This is a genomic window from Castellaniella sp., from assembly GCF_041675725.1.
Classification (GTDB): Bacteria; Pseudomonadota; Gammaproteobacteria; order Burkholderiales; family Burkholderiaceae_B; genus Castellaniella.
In genome coordinates this window covers 23,867-41,488 of the sequence record NZ_JBAYTI010000023.1, presented here as the reverse complement: position 1 = coordinate 41,488, position 17,622 = coordinate 23,867, and the positions used below count along the sequence as shown (strand labels likewise).

Here is a 17,622-nt window from a genome sequence, read left to right as displayed (position 1 = left end):
TGTTCGCCTGGTGGTGGGAGTTGGATTCGAACCAACGTAGGCGCAAGGCCAACAGATTTACAGTCTGCCCCCTTTAACCACTCGGGCACCCCACCGAAGCGAACCCCGAATTATGAAGAGGTTACCGGTCATTGTCAAGTTGGCCCGCGGTGCGCCGCGGTGCAAGCCTACGACGCGTCCGGACCCGCGAGGCCCTGGCGCTCGAGCAATGAATCGAGATGCGCCCAATCATGCCAGGCTATGACCAATTCGCCCCCTTGCCTGCGTCGGGTGCGGATCGTCACTGCGGTACCCAGTTGTTCCGACAGGGCCCGCTCCAAGCGGCGGACGTCTCCGGATGGCGCCGCTGCCTGGCCACGGCCTGCCGGCGATTCGGACCGCCTGGATTCGGTGTCGTCTCCGCGCAGCGCCTGGGCGACCCGCTTCTCGGTCTCGCGCACGGACAGGCGGCGACCGACCACTTCGTTGGCCAGCATGATCTGGCGCGCGCCATCGAGCGCCAGCAGCGCGCGGGCGTGACCCATGTCCACGTCCCCGGCCAGCAGCATGGTCTGGACGGGTTCGACCAGGTTCAGCAGACGCAGCAGGTTGGTGGTGGCCGAACGGGAACGCCCGATGGCGCTGGCCGCCTGTTCGTGCGTGAGGCCGAATTCATCGAGCAGGCGACGCACCCCCTGAGCCTCCTCCAGCGGATTGAGGTCTTCGCGCTGGATGTTCTCGATCAGGGCCATGATGGCGGCGTTTTCGTCGGCGACCTCGCGCACCAGCACCGGTACTTCGGCCAGGCCCGCCAGGCGCGCCGCCTTGCAACGGCGCTCGCCGGCGATGATTTCGTAGCGACCGGGCGCGTCCGCCAGGGGGCGCACCAATATGGGCTGCATGATCCCCTGCGAGCGGATGGAATCCGCCAGCTCATTCAACGCTTCTTCATCCACGTGGGATCGCGGCTGGTAGCGCCCCGGCTGCAAAACATCCAGCGGCAGGCTATCGGGTTGGCCCGGCGGTTTGCCGAGGCTGTCGAGTGCGCCATGATCGACCCCCAACAGGGCATCCAGCCCGCGTCCCAATCCCTTTTTGCGTGTTGCCATGATGTCCTCTCTTTGATTGACCGACTCGGTGTGTGCTTGGCTTGGCATTTGATCAGCCCGGTGCTGGATCGGCCTGGCCTGGCCCGGCCCTGGCGCTGTTCGTCGTCTGTTACAGGGCCTGAAGAAGGCCCTCAGGCCGCCATACGATCCACTCGGCGCACCAGTTCCTGGGCAAATGCAAAATAGGCTTTTGCCCCCCGGGCCGATTTGTCATAAACCACCCCTGGCATGCCATAGCTGGGCGCTTCTGCCAGCCGGACATTGCGGGGCACGATAGTCTGAAACACTTTGTCACCGAAATGTGCTTCAAGCTGTGCCGACACCTGCTGCTGCAACGTGATCCGGGTATCGTACATGACGCGCAACAAACCGATCAGCACCAGATCCGGATTCAGATTGCGGTACACACGCTTGATGGTATTGACCAGATCAGACAGACCCTCGAGTGCAAAGTATTCACACTGCATCGGGATGATGACCCCATGGGCGCTGGCCAGTCCGTTCAGTGTCAGCAAAGACAACGCCGGCGGACAATCGATCAGCACGAAGTCATATTCATTCTGCACGCTCGCCAGCGCCTGCTTGAGCCGCGTTTCGCGGGCGGCCATCTGTACCAGGTCGATTTCCGCACCCGACATTTCGCGGTTGGCGGGCAGCACGTCGTATTGGCCGGTCTCGGAGCGCAGTCGAGCTTCGTGGATGCTGGCGGACCCGATCAGCACTTGATAAAGATTGACCGTGGCCTCGTTTTTATCGATCCCGCTGCCCATGGTGGCATTGCCCTGTGGGTCGAGGTCGATCAGCAGCACTTTTTTCCCCAGCTGCGCAAGCGCGGCTGCCAGGTTGATGCTGGTGGTCGTCTTGCCGACCCCGCCTTTTTGATTGGCAATACAGAAAACACGGGCGCTGCGGATAGGGGTATCGGACATGACATGTTTCATCAGTTGGGTACCAGGTGCACCAGACAGCGCTGGGCATCGAGTTCGGGCACTTTCAGCTCGGTGATCTGGCCGACGTGCCAGTCCGTATGCTGCTCTAGATCTGCGCGCTCGGATTGCGGATTCTGGCCTTTCATGGCCACCATCACGCCGTCGGGCCTGCAGTGATGCGCCGCCAGCCGCACGAAGTCTACCAGCGAGGCAAAGGCCCGGGAAATCACGACATCGGCCTGCACGCTGGCCATGGCTTCGATCCGCCCCTGCGCTACCTGTACGTTCGACAGACCCAAAAGACCCGCAGCCTGCCGCATGAAGGCCGTTTTCTTGCCCACGGTATCGACACAGGTCACGGACCAATGCGGTTCGCATACGGCAATGATGATACCTGGCAAGCCCGCGCCTGAGCCTACGTCTGCGATCTTGAATGCACACGCATCCCGCATTTCGGCCAGCTGCCGCAGGGTGGGCAGGACGGCCAGGCTATCGAACACGTGCTGGACGAGCATATGTTCGGGATCACGAATCGCCGTCAGGTTGTACGCCTTGTTCCAGTGCTGGAGATGATGCAGATACGCCAGCAGGCGGGGCACGTGTACCTGGTCGGATGACATGCCCAGGGCATCCAAGGCATCCCGCAAACGGGATTCAGCGACAGGATCTGCAGCAGGCAGGTCCGGTACAGGGACATGTGTCATATGCAGGCCCGTATCCCGACGGCCACTCAGGCTGCCCGCGCTTTGCGCTGGCGTCGTTTCAGATGCACCAACAGCAAGGACACGGCAGCTGGTGTCACGCCCGAGACGCGCGAGGCCTGGCCGATACTCAGGGGTCGGGCATCCTGCAGGTGCTGACGCACTTCATATGACAGGCCCGATACATCCGAATAGTCGAAATCTTCGGGAATTGCCTGATCGGCCAGGTCCTGCTGCCGACGGATCTCCTCTTGCTGTCTGTCGACATAGCCCGCATATTTGATGCGGATGCCGACCTGTTCCGCCTGTACCGCATCGGCCAGGCCTGGGCCCGCTACGTGTTCTCCCTGTTCGTCCACCAGACTCATCAGCCGTTCATAGCTGATTTCCGGCCGCTTCAATAAATCGTGCAAGGATGGATGCATACCATCCTTGTTCAGCCCAAGCGCCTGGCGATCATGTGCCTGCAATACGGATGGATTGAGCCTCGTTTCCCTGAGCCGTTCGATTTCTGCCGCCACCGCATCGCGCTTGCGACAATAGGCATCCCAGCGAACATCATCGATCAGGCCCAGTGCGCGGCCCTGTTCTGTCAACCGCGCGTCTGCATTGTCCTCCCGCAGGCTGAGCCGGTACTCTGCCCTCGACGTAAACATCCGGTAGGGTTCCGTCACCCCTTTGGTGACCAAATCGTCGACGAGAACCCCCAGGTAAGCCTCGCTGCGCGCCACTGTCCACGGCGCCGCGCCGCGCGCCTGTAAAGCCGCATTGGCGCCGGCCAGCAAGCCTTGCGCGCCGGCTTCTTCGTAGCCCGTCGTACCGTTGATCTGCCCCGCAAAGAACAGGCCGCGGATGGAGCGTGTTTCGAGCCAGGGCTGCAAATGGCGCGGGTCGAAGTAGTCATACTCGATCGCATAGCCCGGCCGCATGATGCGGGCCTGCTCCAGGCCTGGCAGGCTGCGAACCAATGCATACTGAATATCGAAGGGCAGGCTGGTGGAAATTCCGTTGGGATAAATTTCACATGACGACGCACCTTCGGGTTCCAGAAACACCTGGTGGCTGGTCTTATCCGCAAAGCGATGAATCTTGTCTTCGATGGACGGGCAGTAGCGCGGCCCGATGCCTTCGATGGTGCCTTCTTCGCTGTACATGGGCGACCGGCTTAGACCTGAACGCACGATATCGTGGCTTTCCTGCGTCGTATGCGTGATCCAGCATGGGACTTGTTCGGGGTGCAGATCGCTGCTGCCCAGATATGAAAATACGGGAACCGGATCCGTATCGCCATGCTGCACTTCCAGTCGCGAGAAATCGATGCTCTTCGAGTCGATCCGTGGCGGCGTGCCGGTCTTCAGCCGCCCTCGGGGCAAGGCCAGTTCCTGTAGGCGGTGTGCCAGACTGATGGAGGGTGGGTCGCCTGCACGGCCCGCCGCATGATGCTCCAGGCCCACGTGCATCAAGCCATTCAGAAACGTCCCGGCCGTCAACACCACCGTACGAGCCCGAAAGTCCAGGCCAATCTGCGTTTTTGCCCCTGCTACCCGATCCCCTTCGAGGATCAAGTCTTCGACCGATTGCTGAAAGATCATCAGATTTGGCATGGATTGCAAGGCCATGCGGATGGCCCGCCGGTACAGCGATCGATCGGCCTGCGCTCGCGTTGCCCGGACAGCCGGTCCTTTCGAGCGATTCAATACCCGGAACTGTATTCCGGCCCGGTCCGTTGCCAGCGCCATTGCGCCACCCAGTGCATCGATTTCTTTGACCAAATGCCCTTTCCCGATGCCACCGATCGACGGATTACAGGACATTTGCCCCAAGGTTTCTATGCTATGGGTCAATAACAAAGTAGACGCGCCCATGCGAGCCGCAGCCAATGCGGCTTCCGTGCCCGCATGGCCCCCGCCAATCACCAAAACGTCGAAAATTTCAGGGTAATTCATGTCAATCAACGATCCAACTCGCCCACCATACCGGGCTCGGAACCCGGATCGGTGAAAAGACCAAAATTATAGCCAGTCTTATTTTATGGTTTCACGTGAAACCATGACCATGTGACGCAACGATCAGAATCCGGCTTATTCCCGGGGGACCCCTATCGATGTCATCGGATACCAGACGCACCTGCGTCTTAGGGCCTTGCCAGCCCATTGAGGCCACCATTCACTACCCATCACGAATAGGGCGCCTGACGCCCAATCCGTACGGGATGATCGGTATCATCGGTACCCGCCCCGCCAGCTGTATCCACATCATGGTTACCGATCCGAATCATCACTGAATAGCACACAGGCCCTTACCGCCCCTTGACGACCCGTCATTGCGGGATCCGATGGTGCACCATGGAATTATTTCCGGACTCGGAACCAAATCGCCCATCATCAGACGCTTTATTCGGCCGTTGGAGGCATGCCCGCCCTGTTTTCGTGATGGGTCTTATTGATCCACCTGCGGGTACCTCGGGACAAGAAACCAGCGCGCCTCATGTTTCACGTGAAACAATAGTATTAATGACAAACACAGGCGCTTCATGACACAATCAAAATCAATCTCTCTCACGGGTACCTGAAACGGTGAGCATGACCGTGTGGATAAACCTGTGCATAGACTGTTGAAACGGGTAGACAACCCAGGAAGAAGGGGCGAATACGCCCAGATGCAATTTCCTGGATTGCCAACATGATACACAAGACCGCCGATGAACTCTCCAGCCCGTTACTTCTTGAACCCGACAAAAAAGCACACCCGAAGGTGTGCCTGTTTGCCAAACCCGTGCTTGTTACAGCGGGCGGATTTCAGCAGCTTGGGGACCCTTGGGGCCATCCTTGACTTCGAACTGGACTTCCTGCCCTTCGTTCAGGCTGCGATAGCCACGCCCTTCGATGGCGGAAAAATGCGCGAAAACGTCGGAACCCCCTGCATCAGGGGTAATGAAACCAAAACCTTTCTCGGCATTGAACCACTTGACTTTGCCCGTTTGAACCATGATTTGTTACGTCCATAATGAAAAGAAAAAGAACAATGAATCAAGAACGCTGGAACCAAACAGATCGTGCCGAAGTGCCAAAGGCGACGGGGCAAGCCGTGAGTGAGACGTGCGTACTGCCAGATTGCATTGCATCAAGAAGAATAACCATGCAATCGACTAAGTCAAATTATGGTATTCCCTTAGCGTGATTGTATCTGGTGTTTCTGGCCCGCGCGCTCAAAATTTATTTATTCCAGTCACTTTTCCCACATTAGCAACATGAAACCACTTCTATCGAAACTGCCTGGCATGGGCCAGACCATATTTTGCGAGATGACGGCATTGGCGCTGGAGACCGGATCCTTGAACCTGGGGCAGGGCTATCCAGACTACTCGCCCCCGGCAAAGCTGATTGCCGCGATCCACCAAGCCATGCTTGAAAACCTGAATCAATACGCACCCATGCAGGGCCTGCCCGTACTGCGCGAAGTCATTGCGGGGCGAATGCAAATGCAGCACGGGCGAGCGTATGACATGCAGGATGAAATCACCGTGACCTCCGGCGCCACCGAGGCCTTGATGAGCAGCATCCTGGCTTTGGTGCACACCGGTGATGACGTGATCCTGCTGGATCCCGCCTACGACGTGTACGAGCCCGCTGTGCAGCTGGCGGGTGGGCAGGCGGTACGGGTGCCGATGCGTGCGCCGGATGCAAGCCAGGACCGCTTCATGCTCGATTGGGATCGCATCGGCGATGCCGTCCATGCGAACACGCGGATGATCATACTCAACTTTCCCAGTAACCCGAGCTGTATCACATTGAAGGAAGCCGACCTGGATGCCCTTGAACATCTGCTCTCGCGCTTCCCTGATCTACTGCTATTGTCCGATGAGGCGTACGAACACATCGTGTTCGATGGCCACCCCCAGGTCAGCCCTATTTCACGTGACACCCTGGCCGCGCGAACCGTGTTCATCTCTTCTTTTGGCAAGACCTTTCATGCCACCGGGTGGAAAATCGGCTTCTGCTGTGCACCGCGCGCCATCATGGACGAAATCCGCAAGGTCCATCAATTCATGGTGTATTCGGTCAGCACCCCCATGCAGGCGGGCATCGCACGCTTCATGAAGGCCGACGATGGCACGATTGCCGGCTTGTCCAGTTTCTATCAGAAGAAACGCGACCGGCTCTATGAAGGTCTGCTGACCACGCGGCTGCGGCCCCTGCACTCTGAAGGCACGTTTTTCCTGCTGGTGGATACGTCTGCCCTGGGCAAGCAGGACGCCAAGGAAATGGCCATACAGATGACGCACAAGGTGGGGGTCACGGCCATACCCGTGGCCACATTCTATCGCGATCCAACTTCACCCGAAGCCAGCCATGGCCTGTTGCGGCTGTGCTTCGCCAAGCGGGATGTCACCCTGGACCAGGCGGTGGAGCGCCTGCAGAAACTTTGAGTTCAAAGGGTGGGGAGAACCTGCCCGTCATCGAACACCAGGCTGCGTTCGGGCCATAGCATGGCGGCCAGCCTGAACTGACTTTGATCGATCGGTACCTGCTGTTTTCGTTCCCGCCAACGGGCGCCCACTGAATAATCCAGACAAAATGCCTGTTTGTGAAGCCCATGCCAGGCAGTGGGTGCCACCCCTTCGAACAGGCGGCTGTAACGCCATGACTGGCTGTTTTCCGGGGGTGTAAAGAGCCGCCAATAGTGGCCGATAAGCACGGGCGTGGGATCGGGATCGTCATTCCACCAAGGTACCCTGTCCAGGTAGCGCCAGCGATTGCCGGAAAAGAACGGCTGTGGGCACAAGGCTTCGATACCGGACGTCAACCGCTTGATCGGGCTGAGCGCCTGCTCCAGGACTTCGTGATCCGCCACGGCATCCAGATAGGGCGGCGGGTTGTCGGGATCTTCGAGCTGGCTGTGCCAGCGCGCCCGCTCAGCCAGGTAACGGGCATGGAGATCATCCTTGTGGGCTGCGTTTTCCAGGCCCTGGCTGCATTCGTGGATGAATTCCAGGATATGCCCCAGGGGCACCCGGGAAATCGCCTGGATGGCCGCTGTATCCCAGGCCGCGTGGACGATGCGCAGCCCGGGCATGCGGATGGCCAGTGGAAGCCGGCTGAAAAACTCGCGGATCGCGGGCCGTTCACGCGCTGTCGCCCGTTCGAAGGGCGCATAGAACGCCGTATCGGACGCCTCGCGGATGTCGAAAAACCAACCGGAACCATCTTTTGCATCATTGGCGAGAAGATTGATTTCGTGGTTGCCCAGTAGGCACAGTGCGCGCCGCTGGTCGACCAGCTCGGCGACCTTGTGAATGACCGACACGCTGGCTGGCCCGCGGTCGCACAGGTCGCCGATGAACACCAGGAGGCGCCCAGGTGCCTGGTGCTGCAGGTGGCCCAGCAGCTGATCCAGCGCCTGAATTTCACCGTGTATGTCACCAATGATCGCCAGTGGCTGTTCATCCAGCTCTTGCAAAAGGTATGGGGTCATCTTTTTATTGTGGTCTGTGTTGGCCGCAAAAACAATAGGCGGGTTGACTGGTGCCGATGACGTCGACCTGCCGTTACCGGAATTTCAGCGGTCTTCGCGCGTTTCGTGGTTGCTGGCGAAGTGGCGGTTTTATTCATTCTCTTCTTTATCTAACTGATTATGATGATGGGAGCCTGTGGATAACTTGGATAAGTGATTTATCTACGTGGCATCAGTGGTTTACGTCATGATTGAAGACAACGGACCCTGTGGCCCGACCGGGGATGATTTGGGGAGAGAAAATTTGCCAAGCGGCAATCCAGGGGTTGTCCACATTGTATCCACGGCTTGGGCACAGCCTGTCGCCATAGTCGTTATCCACTGCCGTGTCATCACGCTATTTGCTTGAGTTTGGCCCCTTTCTGCAGGGGGCTGGCCGGTCACGCGCGCCATCCATGCCGTGCCCGGTGGGGGTGTGTTGAGGGCGGGTAAGAGAACGGGATCAGTCGAACATGGCGCGCGCCACGAACTTCTCGTAGGTGGAGATGACTTTGTCCAGTTCGACTTTCGAGCGGCTGATGTACTTGTATTGATACAGCATTGTCAGGTAGCTGCGCATGCCCATCAGCATGAAGACGACGATTCCCAGTTCATCTTCGTCGTAGCCTGTGATTTCACCCCGTTGGCAGCTGCGCCGGATCGACCGGAAGTAGCCTTCATAAAACGTCTTGACGTGATGGTGGAAGGCCTTGGGTGCGAATATTTCCGCTTCGTTCAGAATACGCAGAAACCCGGGCGTTTTGCGGCAAAAGTCGAAGTAGGCCTCGACGCGGCGCTTTTCCCGGGGAAGACCGGTGAGGGAGTCGTCGAGCTGGGTGCGGATGTAGTCCAGCAGTTTTTGGCCCAGATTGGGCAGCAGCTGATCGAAGAGGTCTTGCTGGTTCTCGAAATAATTGTAGAAGGTCCCCTTGGCCACGTTGGCGCGCGCAACGATTTTGTCGACGGAAGCGCCTGCGTATCCTTCATCGGCAACGGTCTGTACGGCCGCATCGAATAGTGCCCGTCGTGTTTCTTCGGATTTATCTGAGCGGGTTTTCTTTATTCTCAACATGTATGAACGTGACCTCTGTGGCGGGTTCATGGTGGCCCGAGCCGACAGAGCATCATTATACCGGCCGTCGCGTTGCGTACCCGGGCACGGACCGCGACGCCTCGGGTGATTTCAGGCCGTTTCAGAAAAGAGTTCGCGGCCGATCAGCATGCGCCGGATCTCGGACGTGCCTGCCCCGATTTCCCAGAGCTTGGCGTCCCGCCAGTAGCGGCCGGCCGGAAAGTCGTTGATGTAACCGTTACCGCCCAGAATCTGGATGGTTTCACCTGCCATCCAGGTCGCCTTTTCGGCGAGATAGAGGATGGCGCCCGCTGCATCCTTGCGCAGACTGCGGGAATGCGGTTCGCGGTCGCAGACCTTGCCCAATGCGTACAGATAGGCGCTGCAGGCCTGCCAGGTGGTGTACATGTCGGCGAGTTTGCCCTGCATCAGCTGGAATTCGCCAATGGCGCGGCCGAACTGCTTTCGTTCGTGTACGTAGGGCAGGACGGTGTCCATGCAGGCGGCCATGATGCCCAGGGGGCCCGCGGCCATGACCGCACGTTCGTAGTCCAGACCCGACATCAGCACGCCGACGCCCTGGCCTTCGCCACGCAGAACGTTTGCCGCCGGCACGACGCAGTCATCGAAAAACAAGGGGTACGTGTTTGAACCGCGACATCCGAGCTTATCGAGCTTGGCGCCGTGGCTGAACCCTTTCATGGATTTTTCTATGATGAAGGCCGTGATGCCCTTGGAGCCGGCCTCGGGGTTTGTCTTGGCGTAGACCACGAGGGTGTCCGCGTCTCCGCCATTGGTAATCCACATTTTGGAGCCGTTCAGGACATAGCCGTCGCCTTCTGGGCGCGCGTGCAAGGCCATGCTGACGACATCCGAGCCCGCATTGGGCTCGGACATGGCCAGCGCGCCGACATGCTCGCCCGAGATCAGCTTGGGCAGGTAGCGCTGCCGCTGCTCTGGTGTGCCGTTGGCGTACAGAACATTGACGCACAGGTTCGAGTGGGCGCCATAGGACAGGCCCACGGCGGCGGACGCCCGGGTGATTTCCTCCATGGCGATCATGTGGGCCAAATACCCCAGATTGGTTCCGCCGTAGGCCTCGTCGACGGTCATGCCCAACAAGCCCATGTCACCGAACTTTCGCCAGAGGTCGGCCGGAAAATCATTATTGCGTTCGATATCGGCCGCACGGGGTGTGATCTCGGCCAGCGCGAATTGGCGCACGGCATGACGCAGCGCTTCTATGGTGCTGCCGAGGTCGAAATTCAAACCGGGAAGATGCATGGGTAGGCTCCTGGTGTTCAAGTGATTTCATGACTTATCGGTCATAGAACTGACATTCTATAGACTGATATAGGCAAATTACAAATGATTTATCACGTAACCAAAGTGTGGTTATAAATAAATTTATTGACTGAGTAGTCATTTATAATTATATTTGTCGTATGCCGTACTCAAGGGCTGGTGATTCCCCGACATACAAGAGGCACATCATGGCTGAACGCGCCGCAGTAGAACAGGCCCTGGCCGAGATCGAGCTGGCTCGCCTGAATGCTCAATACTGGCACCGGGTTGATCAACCTCAGGCAGGCAGTGTCGCACAACTGTATGCCGACGATGGCCGGATGGTCTTCGGCGATTTTCGGCTCGAGGGCCGGGCCGCCATCGAGGCCTTTTTTGCAGCACGAAATGCGCGCCAGCCGGTGCGTACGACGCGGCACGTCTTTTCTAACCTGAGGGTCGAGGAACAAGGCGCTGATCGCGCAACCGTCCACTCCACCGTCACCGTCTATTCGGGCCTCGGCCCCGCTCCACTCGAGATCGAGCCGCCGTCTTCGGTGGTCGACTTCGCCGATATCTGTGCACGGCGGGATGGCCGCTGGGTCTTTGTCGAACGTCGCGGATCAGCGATTTTCGTGGGCCCTGGGGCTGCGCCGTTCTTGCTGGGGCAGCTGCCACCGCAGCATCCATGGCGGGCTGTGAACCGTTGAATTTTCCCTTCGACCCCTACTTTGACCCCTACTGAAAATAAAGATCAGGAGACAACATGAAGATCAAACAAATCACGGCGATCATCGCGGGCATGCTGATGCTTGCGGCCGGCCCAGGCCTGGTTCAGGCCCAGGAAAAAGACCAGCCCGTACGGATTGGCGCAATTGCAGACTTGTCCGGGGCCTATTCAGGTCTGGCCGGGCCCGGCATTGGTGTGGCCATGGAGATGGCGGTCGAGGATTTTGGCGGCCAGGTTCTGGGTCGGCCCATCGAAGTCCTGATCGCCGACTCGCTGTTAAAGGTGGATGTCGCCACAAGCCGTGCCCGCGAGTGGATTGATCAGCAAGACGTGCAGATGATTCTCGAGAGCTCGGATTCGGCCTCGGCCCTCGCGCTCCAGAAGCTTGCACGGGAAAAGAAACGGGTTACGGTCTTTACGTCAGGAACGACGGCGCTGATCAACGACGAATGTTCGCCTTATGGCATGCAATGGGTCTGGAATGTCTACGCATTGGCCAACGTGACCGGCAAGGTCTTGACCCAAGGTGGTGGAAAATCCTGGTACTTCATCTCCGCCGATTATGCATTCGGTAAAGCGTTGCAGGATGAGACCGCCAAAGTGGTCGAGCGAATGGGGGGGGAAGTGGTGGGGTCCGTCGCCCATCCCTTCAAGGCAACGGATTTTGCCTCTTTCCTGCTTTCCGCGCAAAGCGCCAATCCAGACGTCATCGCTCTGGCCAATGCAGGCCAAGATACGCAGAACGCGGTGCGCCAGGCGCGCGAATTCGGTCTGACGACGGGCAAGACCAAGGTCGCTCCCTTGATCCTTTTTGATTCCGACGTTAAAGGCATGGGTCTGGACCTGGCCCAGGGGCTGTTGTTTACCACGGCCTTCTATTGGGACCGTACCCCCGAGTCCCGGGCCTGGTCCGAGCGCTTCTATGAGCGCCGCAAGCTGATGCCGACGATGAACCAGGCCGGCGCGTACTCGGCGACGATGCATTACCTCAAAGCGGTCGAAGCTGCAGGAACGCTGGACGCGGATGCCGTCATGGAACAAATGCAAAAGATGCCGGTCAATGACTTCTTCACCACGGACGGCCTGGTCCGCAAAGATGGGATGATGGTGCACGACATGTATTTGGCCCAAGTCAAGTCACCGGACGAATCGACGGGCCCATGGGACATGTTGACCATCCAGGAGACCATCTCTGGCGACGAGGCGTTCCCAAAACTGGCCGATAGCACCTGCCCGCTGGTCAAGAGCTGACATGCATCGCAAGCCGGCCATTGCGCGGCACCCCGCCCCTGGGCTGGCGACGGCCCTGGGGCGGTTCCAGTCCGTCAATGCGCTGATCGACCACTGGGCTCTGACACAGCCCGATCGGATGGCATTGATCGGGCCACGTGGCCGCCAGGGCTGGTCCAGGCTCAGCTGGTCCGCGCTGCGCCAAGAATCCATGCGTTTGGCCACGGGCCTGCAGGCCCGTGGCATCAGAACAGGCGACCATGTCGGCATCTTGGCCGATGGCGAAGCCTACGTCGACTGCCTGGTCGGGTACTTGGCGCTGTTGCGGGCCGGTGCGGTGATGGTACCGCTCAACCCGCGTTTCGTGGACGAAGAGTTGCGCTATGCCATCGGTTTTTCCGACTGCATCGCCGTGCTGGCGCAATCTCAGTTGACGCCACGGGTCCGGGCCTTGGCGGCGGGCCTGCCCGTACTGCGCCAGGTGCTCGATCTGGAGGATTGCGTCGCGGATGCGGATGCGGGCACACCCGATGCGGGCTCTCCAGAAAGAAAGGACGGTTTGCCCGAGTTGGGAACGGACGATCTGGCAAATATCGTTTTCACTTCGGGGACGACCGCCCGGCCCAAGGCGGTCATGCATACGCACGGGTCGGCGTTGGCGACCGGTGCAATTTTCTCGGCGGCCTTGGGTCTGCGCAATGACGACGTGTTTCATCATGCGATACCGTTCTTCACCAGCTCGGGTACCCAGTTTGCGCCAATGCCTGCATTCTGGGTGGGTGCGACGCTGGTGCTGGAACCGCGGTTCGATGCGGCAGCCATGCTGCAGCGGATCGAGGACGAAGGTTCGACGGCGGTCATCGGCGTGCCTTCGCATTACTTGTTCATGCTCGACGTACTGGAGCGAACGCCCCGGTCCCTGTCTTCGATGAGGCTGTGGGATTACGGGGGCGCCGCCATGCCGGCGTCTGCCGTTCGGGTGTTGGCAGCGAAATATCCCAAGGTCGAGCTACGCAAGCAGTACGGCATGACCGAAACCGGCCCTTCGGGCACCGTGCTGACGCCCGACCAGGCGCTACGACGCATCGATTCAGCGGGCCGGCCCATGCCTTTGTGCGAGGTCGCCATTCTGGACGACCAAGGACAGCCGGTCACCGGGCAGACCCCTGGAGAGATCGCGATTCGTTCGCCTGCGTGCATGCGGGGCTATTACAAGAATGAAGACGCAACCCGACAGGTTCTGCAAGATGGCTGGGTCCGCACCGGGGACGTCGGCTGGTTGGACGAGGAAGGCTATCTCTATTACAGCGACCGCATCAAGGACATCATCAACCGCGGTGGGCTGAAAATCAGCTCGGTTGAAATCGAAGAGGTGCTATACCAGCACCCGGGGGTGCTGGAAGCGGCGGTCGTGGCGATGCCGCATGAAAAGCTCGGCGAAGATATTCTTGCCTTCGTGGTTCCCAAAGACGCCGCACGCCTGGATCTGGACGAATTGCGGGCATTCTGCGGTGAACATCTCGCGGATTACAAGGTGCCAAGGCGCATCGATTGCCTTCAGGAATTTCCGAAAAATTCCATGGGCAAAATCCAGAAGGCGGTGCTCCGAGATCGCATCAGGTAGGCCGGGATCCGAAGCGTGCCTCGCGTTTTTCCAAAAAGGCGGTGATCCCTTCGCGTGCATCCGGCTCGCGTGCGGAAGCGACCATGTATTCCCGCTCTGCGGTCAGGTGCTCCAGCAGCGACCGTGCGCCGGTGGTTTCGATCAACGCTTTGGTGCGTGCCAGCGCCAATCTGGGCCCGGCCCGCAGTCGGCGGGCAAGGGTTTGCGCGGCGGCGCCTAGGTTTTCGTCCGGGTGGACCGCGTCGACGATGCCCAACGCCAGGCATGTCGCCGAATCAAGCATTTCATTCAAATAAAATAGCTGCTTGGCCCGTACGGCACCGACCCGAAGCGTCAGGAAGCGCGCGCTGCCGGCATCGGGTGTCAGTCCGATGGCTGAGTACCCGCAGCGCAGCGCCATGGACTGCGCGGCCAGCACGTAGTCGGCACAAAGCGCCAGGCCAATCCCACCGCCGCCCACAGGCCCATTCACAGCGGAGACGATGGGCAGGCCCGATGTCACGACGCGCGCGAGCGCGGCGTGCAGGGGCTGCAGCAGCGATTCGAGCAATTCTGGCAGGCCGTCGATCGTTTGGTTGAAAAGATGGATGTCGCCGCCGACGCAGAACGCCTTGCCCGTACCCTGGATCAGCACGACCTGGCTGCGCTCGTCGTCGCAGGCGCGTTCAAACGCTGTTGCAAGGGCACGGATCGTCTCGGCATCCAAGGCATTGAGCTGCTCGGGCCGATTCAGCGTGATGCGGGCGATGCCGTCATCCAGGTTGAACAGGATTTTGGGTGATTCAGGCATTTGGGGAGCGGGTATGGCTTGATGGTCGGGCATGGCGCTTGTTCAGGAAGAAGTCGATGCGGTCTTTGTGCTCGGCGGAATCGAAGCAGGCCCTTTCCAGGGCGAGTGAGGTATCGAGATTGAGGTTGACCGTGTCCCGGAGAATTTTGTTGAGCGAGGCCTTGGTGGCGCGTATTGCGGCCTGCGCGCCGTCGGCGAGTTCTTGCGCCATTTCGAGGGCGGATTCCAGCAGCGCGTCATCGGCGACGACGTGATTGACCAGGCCCAGGCGCTCGGCATCCGGCGCAGTGATCTTGCGCCCGGTCAGCAGGAATTCCTTGGCCCGGTGCATGCCGACCAGCCAGGGCCAGATGGCCGCGCCGCCGTCCCCTGCAGCAATGCCTGCGAGCACGTGGGTATCGGCTATCACGGCGCTTTGGCCCATGTAGCTGATGTCGCTGAACAGTGCGAGCGTCGCGCCCAGGCCAATGGCAGGGCCATTGATGGCAGAAATGATCGGTTGGGGCAGCTCCAGCATGTCGATGATGAGACGCCGGGCTTCAACGAACAACCGATCAATTTCCTCGGGCAGGATGCGTGAAAACCAGTCGATGTCGCCCCCGGCCGAGAAGGCCTTCCCCTTGCCCGTGAGCACGACTGCGCGGCAGTCCGAGTGCTCGGCGATATCGCGAAACAGCCAGGACATTTCGGTATGCATCCGGGCATTGATGGCATTCAGGGCATCGCTGCGTGCAAAGCGCACGACCAGTACGGGGCCATGCGCTTCGAATTCGATCAGTTGGTACTTTGACTGCCACATAAAGGGTTCCTTTGCCATTTTCTATGTCGCCGATTGGGAATCGGTCGTGTTGGCATAGTGGTTCAAGGCCCGCGTCGCGAGCGCACGCCGGTCGAGTTTGCCCGTCGGCGTGATCGGCCAGTCTGGCCCGGAGAGGAACAGCACGCGCTTGGGAATCTTGTAGCCTGCAAGGCGGCCCTTGCAAAACGCCTGGATGTCCGTGACGGAATAGGTCTGTCCTGCTTCCACCTCGAGCAGCGCGGTGACCGCTTCACCCCATTTGGGGTGCGGCGTGGCGCAGATCATGGCGCGGGTAATGCCTGGAATTTCGGCCAGCAGGAACGTTTCGACTTCGAGGGCCGACACATTCTCGCCGCCGGACTTGACCATTTCCTTGACGCGGCCGCGGTAGTAGAGATAGCCGTCCTCATCCAGAAAACCCAGGTCGCCGCTGTGAAAAAAGCCGTCTTTGTCCATGCAGGCCTCGCTGGCCTCGGGCTGGCGGTAGTAGCCCTTGAACAAAGCCGGGCCCTTGACGCAGATTTCGCCCAGTTCGCCTGGTGCGGCCCAGCCGCCATTCTCGAGCCTGGCAATGCGGATCTCGCCAGACGTCGCGCGGCCGTTCGATGCCTTCATCCGGGTTTCATCGGCCCGGTCGCGGAAGGGGAAATAGGTTTGGGATCCCATATATTCGGTGGAGCCGTACAGGCTTCCGATGTGATCCAAACCCATGGCGCGCACTTTGTCGAAAGTGGCGGGATTGGCGGCGATCATGGTTCTTTGCAGGCTGGAGAGCAGGCCTGGCGCATAGGCCGGATGGTCGCGCATCATGAGGATGTGCGTGTCGAATCCCCAATACAGGGTGGCCTGGCTGTCGTGGATCCGGCGCAGTGCCTCACCAGGCTCGAAGAAGCGCATGAGTTCCAGGCGGGCGCCGCGCATGAGCGTCAGGAACGCGGTGGCGATGCTGCCCACGTGGTAGTTGGGCATGCAGTGCAGGAAGATGTCTTCGGCGTGGACTTCGAGCCCGTCCGCATAGCTGGCTGAGCCGCAAAGGATGGATTCATGCGTGTGAATGGCCGGCTTGGGGAAAGAGGTCGAGCCCGACGTCAGGATGAACATGGCGGTGTCGTCCGGCCCCGGCGGGCCATTGTCCGGTTCGGATGGCTGAGCCGACGGGGAAGGCAGATGGGGGTCGAGTGCGTCCAGCCCGCTGCCGTCCGCTTCGCCTTCTGCCAGGATAATCTGACGCAAAGCCGGGGTGAGACCGGATGCGCCCCGATCGATCAGTGGCCGAATCCGCTCCAGGAGGGAAACCCCCCGGTGTTCGCTGGCCACCAGCAGCACATTGCTGTCCGTCAGTGTCAGGCCCTGGATGATCTCTTCGGCCGTCCAGGTGAGATTCAGGGGCACCAGTACGGCACCCAGCGCGCTTGTCGCGAAGAACACTTCCAGCCAACGGATGCTCGATGGCAACAGATAGGCGACGTGGTCGCCATGGCCGACGCCCAATCGGGTCAGGGCGTTTTGCACGCAGGCGCAACGCCGAGCGAGCGTGGCGTAATCGACTTGCGTCTGGCCGTCATCGACAGCGATGCGATCCGGCCAATTGCCGGCACTGTACCGTAGCAGGCCGGGGATGGTCTGGCCGCGCCACTCCTGAAACATGCCTGCCTCCCGTTCTGTCTCTATGCGTGCGTTTGTCCGTTTAAATTGGATCCATAGGCTAGAGATTAAATATTTATGACCGATCAGTCAAGTTTTAGGGATGGTGTTTTCACTTGGATGGCACGATGCGCCGCGAAGATCCGCAGCATAAAGAAACCTTGCTGTAATGGATAAGCAATGGCGGCGATGGAGAATCGCGTGAGTCTAATTATATGACTGTCAGTTCATTTATATGGCC

General features: G+C 59.7%; 15 protein-coding genes and 1 tRNA gene. 4 read left to right on the top strand and 12 right to left on the bottom strand.

The window, feature by feature from the left end:
• Window positions 1-8: 8 nt before the first annotated feature.
• From WCZ84_RS06665 to WCZ84_RS06640, 6 genes are all read right to left on the bottom strand, one after another.
• Window positions 9-95: transfer RNA gene (locus WCZ84_RS06665), tRNA-Tyr, on the bottom strand.
• 72 nt (window positions 96-167) lie between these two features.
• A complete protein-coding gene (locus WCZ84_RS06660) occupies window positions 168-1,088 on the bottom strand; it encodes a ParB/RepB/Spo0J family partition protein (RefSeq protein WP_372685479.1) in 921 nt (306 codons plus the stop codon).
• Window positions 1,089-1,219: 131 nt separating this feature from the next.
• On the bottom strand, window positions 1,220-2,017 hold the full coding sequence (locus WCZ84_RS06655) for a ParA family protein (protein WP_372685478.1): 798 nt from the start codon (window positions 2,015-2,017) through the stop codon (window positions 1,220-1,222).
• Window positions 2,018-2,028: 11 nt separating this feature from the next.
• Window positions 2,029-2,721: a 16S rRNA (guanine(527)-N(7))-methyltransferase RsmG gene (gene rsmG, locus WCZ84_RS06650; protein ID WP_372685477.1), complete on the bottom strand. Its 693-nt coding sequence runs from the start codon at window positions 2,719-2,721 to the stop codon at window positions 2,029-2,031.
• Between the two features lie 26 nt (window positions 2,722-2,747).
• Window positions 2,748-4,664 (bottom strand): tRNA uridine-5-carboxymethylaminomethyl(34) synthesis enzyme MnmG, encoded by a 1,917-nt coding sequence (mnmG, locus tag WCZ84_RS06645; protein ID WP_372685476.1) that lies wholly within the window; start codon window positions 4,662-4,664, stop codon window positions 2,748-2,750.
• Window positions 4,665-5,500: 836 nt separating this feature from the next.
• Window positions 5,501-5,707, bottom strand: a complete 207-nt coding sequence (locus tag WCZ84_RS06640) for a cold-shock protein (protein WP_372685475.1) — start codon at window positions 5,705-5,707, stop codon at window positions 5,501-5,503.
• A gap of 261 nt (window positions 5,708-5,968) precedes the next feature.
• Between WCZ84_RS06640 and WCZ84_RS06635 the strand changes: the two genes are divergently transcribed.
• Window positions 5,969-7,147, top strand: coding sequence for a methionine aminotransferase (locus WCZ84_RS06635; RefSeq protein ID WP_372685474.1), 1,179 nt, complete (start codon window positions 5,969-5,971; stop codon window positions 7,145-7,147).
• 2 nt (window positions 7,148-7,149) lie between these two features.
• Here WCZ84_RS06635 and WCZ84_RS06630 read toward each other — a convergent pair whose 3' ends face one another.
• The 3 genes from WCZ84_RS06630 to WCZ84_RS06620 form a co-directional block, all read right to left on the bottom strand.
• Window positions 7,150-8,193, bottom strand: a complete 1,044-nt coding sequence (locus WCZ84_RS06630) for a metallophosphoesterase (RefSeq protein WP_372685473.1) — start codon at window positions 8,191-8,193, stop codon at window positions 7,150-7,152.
• 481 nt (window positions 8,194-8,674) lie between these two features.
• On the bottom strand, window positions 8,675-9,283 hold the full coding sequence (locus tag WCZ84_RS06625; protein ID WP_372685472.1) for a TetR/AcrR family transcriptional regulator: 609 nt from the start codon (window positions 9,281-9,283) through the stop codon (window positions 8,675-8,677).
• A 111-nt stretch (window positions 9,284-9,394) separates the two neighbouring features.
• Window positions 9,395-10,567, bottom strand: a complete 1,173-nt coding sequence (locus WCZ84_RS06620) for an isovaleryl-CoA dehydrogenase (RefSeq protein ID WP_372685471.1) — start codon at window positions 10,565-10,567, stop codon at window positions 9,395-9,397.
• A gap of 209 nt (window positions 10,568-10,776) precedes the next feature.
• On the opposite strand from WCZ84_RS06620, the gene WCZ84_RS06615 reads away from it, so the two are divergent.
• Genes WCZ84_RS06615 through WCZ84_RS06605 form a run of 3 tightly spaced genes read left to right on the top strand, consistent with a single transcriptional unit; the run spans window position 10,777 to window position 14,148 of the window.
• Entirely contained in the window at window positions 10,777-11,274 is a 498-nt protein-coding gene (locus WCZ84_RS06615) for a nuclear transport factor 2 family protein (RefSeq protein ID WP_372685470.1), read from the top strand.
• Between the two features lie 56 nt (window positions 11,275-11,330).
• Window positions 11,331-12,545 (top strand): ABC transporter substrate-binding protein, encoded by a 1,215-nt coding sequence (locus WCZ84_RS06610; protein WP_372685469.1) that lies wholly within the window; start codon window positions 11,331-11,333, stop codon window positions 12,543-12,545.
• 1 nt (window position 12,546) lies between these two features.
• Window positions 12,547-14,148: a class I adenylate-forming enzyme family protein gene (locus WCZ84_RS06605; protein ID WP_372685468.1), complete on the top strand. Its 1,602-nt coding sequence runs from the start codon at window positions 12,547-12,549 to the stop codon at window positions 14,146-14,148.
• Here the strand turns inward: WCZ84_RS06605 and WCZ84_RS06600 are convergent.
• The 3 genes from WCZ84_RS06600 to WCZ84_RS06590 are packed head-to-tail and all read right to left on the bottom strand — an operon-like array spanning window position 14,141 to window position 17,384.
• Window positions 14,141-14,938 (bottom strand): enoyl-CoA hydratase/isomerase family protein, encoded by a 798-nt coding sequence (locus tag WCZ84_RS06600; protein ID WP_372685467.1) that lies wholly within the window; start codon window positions 14,936-14,938, stop codon window positions 14,141-14,143. The two genes, WCZ84_RS06605 and WCZ84_RS06600, sit on opposite strands and share 8 nt — an antisense overlap.
• Window positions 14,931-15,737, bottom strand: a complete 807-nt coding sequence (locus WCZ84_RS06595; protein WP_372685466.1) for an enoyl-CoA hydratase/isomerase family protein — start codon at window positions 15,735-15,737, stop codon at window positions 14,931-14,933. Before WCZ84_RS06595 ends, WCZ84_RS06600 begins: the two co-directional genes overlap by 8 nt.
• Before the next feature lie 21 nt (window positions 15,738-15,758).
• A complete protein-coding gene (locus WCZ84_RS06590) occupies window positions 15,759-17,384 on the bottom strand; it encodes a class I adenylate-forming enzyme family protein (protein ID WP_372685465.1) in 1,626 nt (541 codons plus the stop codon).
• Window positions 17,385-17,622 lie beyond the last annotated feature (238 nt).

Coding starts and splice junctions, on each gene's coding strand:
- WCZ84_RS06660 (WP_372685479.1), bottom strand. CDS start 1,088: ATGGCAACACGCAAAAAGGGATTGGGACGCGGGCTGGATGCCCTGTTG.
- WCZ84_RS06655 (WP_372685478.1), bottom strand. CDS start 2,017: ATGTCCGATACCCCTATCCGCAGCGCCCGTGTTTTCTGTATTGCCAAT.
- rsmG (WP_372685477.1), bottom strand. CDS start 2,721: ATGACACATGTCCCTGTACCGGACCTGCCTGCTGCAGATCCTGTCGCT.
- mnmG (WP_372685476.1), bottom strand. CDS start 4,664: ATGAATTACCCTGAAATTTTCGACGTTTTGGTGATTGGCGGGGGCCAT.
- WCZ84_RS06640 (WP_372685475.1), bottom strand. CDS start 5,707: ATGGTTCAAACGGGCAAAGTCAAGTGGTTCAATGCCGAGAAAGGTTTT.
- WCZ84_RS06635 (WP_372685474.1), top strand. CDS start 5,969: ATGAAACCACTTCTATCGAAACTGCCTGGCATGGGCCAGACCATATTT.
- WCZ84_RS06630 (WP_372685473.1), bottom strand. CDS start 8,193: ATGACCCCATACCTTTTGCAAGAGCTGGATGAACAGCCACTGGCGATC.
- WCZ84_RS06625 (WP_372685472.1), bottom strand. CDS start 9,283: ATGTTGAGAATAAAGAAAACCCGCTCAGATAAATCCGAAGAAACACGA.
- WCZ84_RS06620 (WP_372685471.1), bottom strand. CDS start 10,567: ATGCATCTTCCCGGTTTGAATTTCGACCTCGGCAGCACCATAGAAGCG.
- WCZ84_RS06615 (WP_372685470.1), top strand. CDS start 10,777: ATGGCTGAACGCGCCGCAGTAGAACAGGCCCTGGCCGAGATCGAGCTG.
- WCZ84_RS06610 (WP_372685469.1), top strand. CDS start 11,331: ATGAAGATCAAACAAATCACGGCGATCATCGCGGGCATGCTGATGCTT.
- WCZ84_RS06605 (WP_372685468.1), top strand. CDS start 12,547: ATGCATCGCAAGCCGGCCATTGCGCGGCACCCCGCCCCTGGGCTGGCG.
- WCZ84_RS06600 (WP_372685467.1), bottom strand. CDS start 14,938: ATGCCTGAATCACCCAAAATCCTGTTCAACCTGGATGACGGCATCGCC.
- WCZ84_RS06595 (WP_372685466.1), bottom strand. CDS start 15,737: ATGTGGCAGTCAAAGTACCAACTGATCGAATTCGAAGCGCATGGCCCC.
- WCZ84_RS06590 (WP_372685465.1), bottom strand. CDS start 17,384: ATGTTTCAGGAGTGGCGCGGCCAGACCATCCCCGGCCTGCTACGGTAC.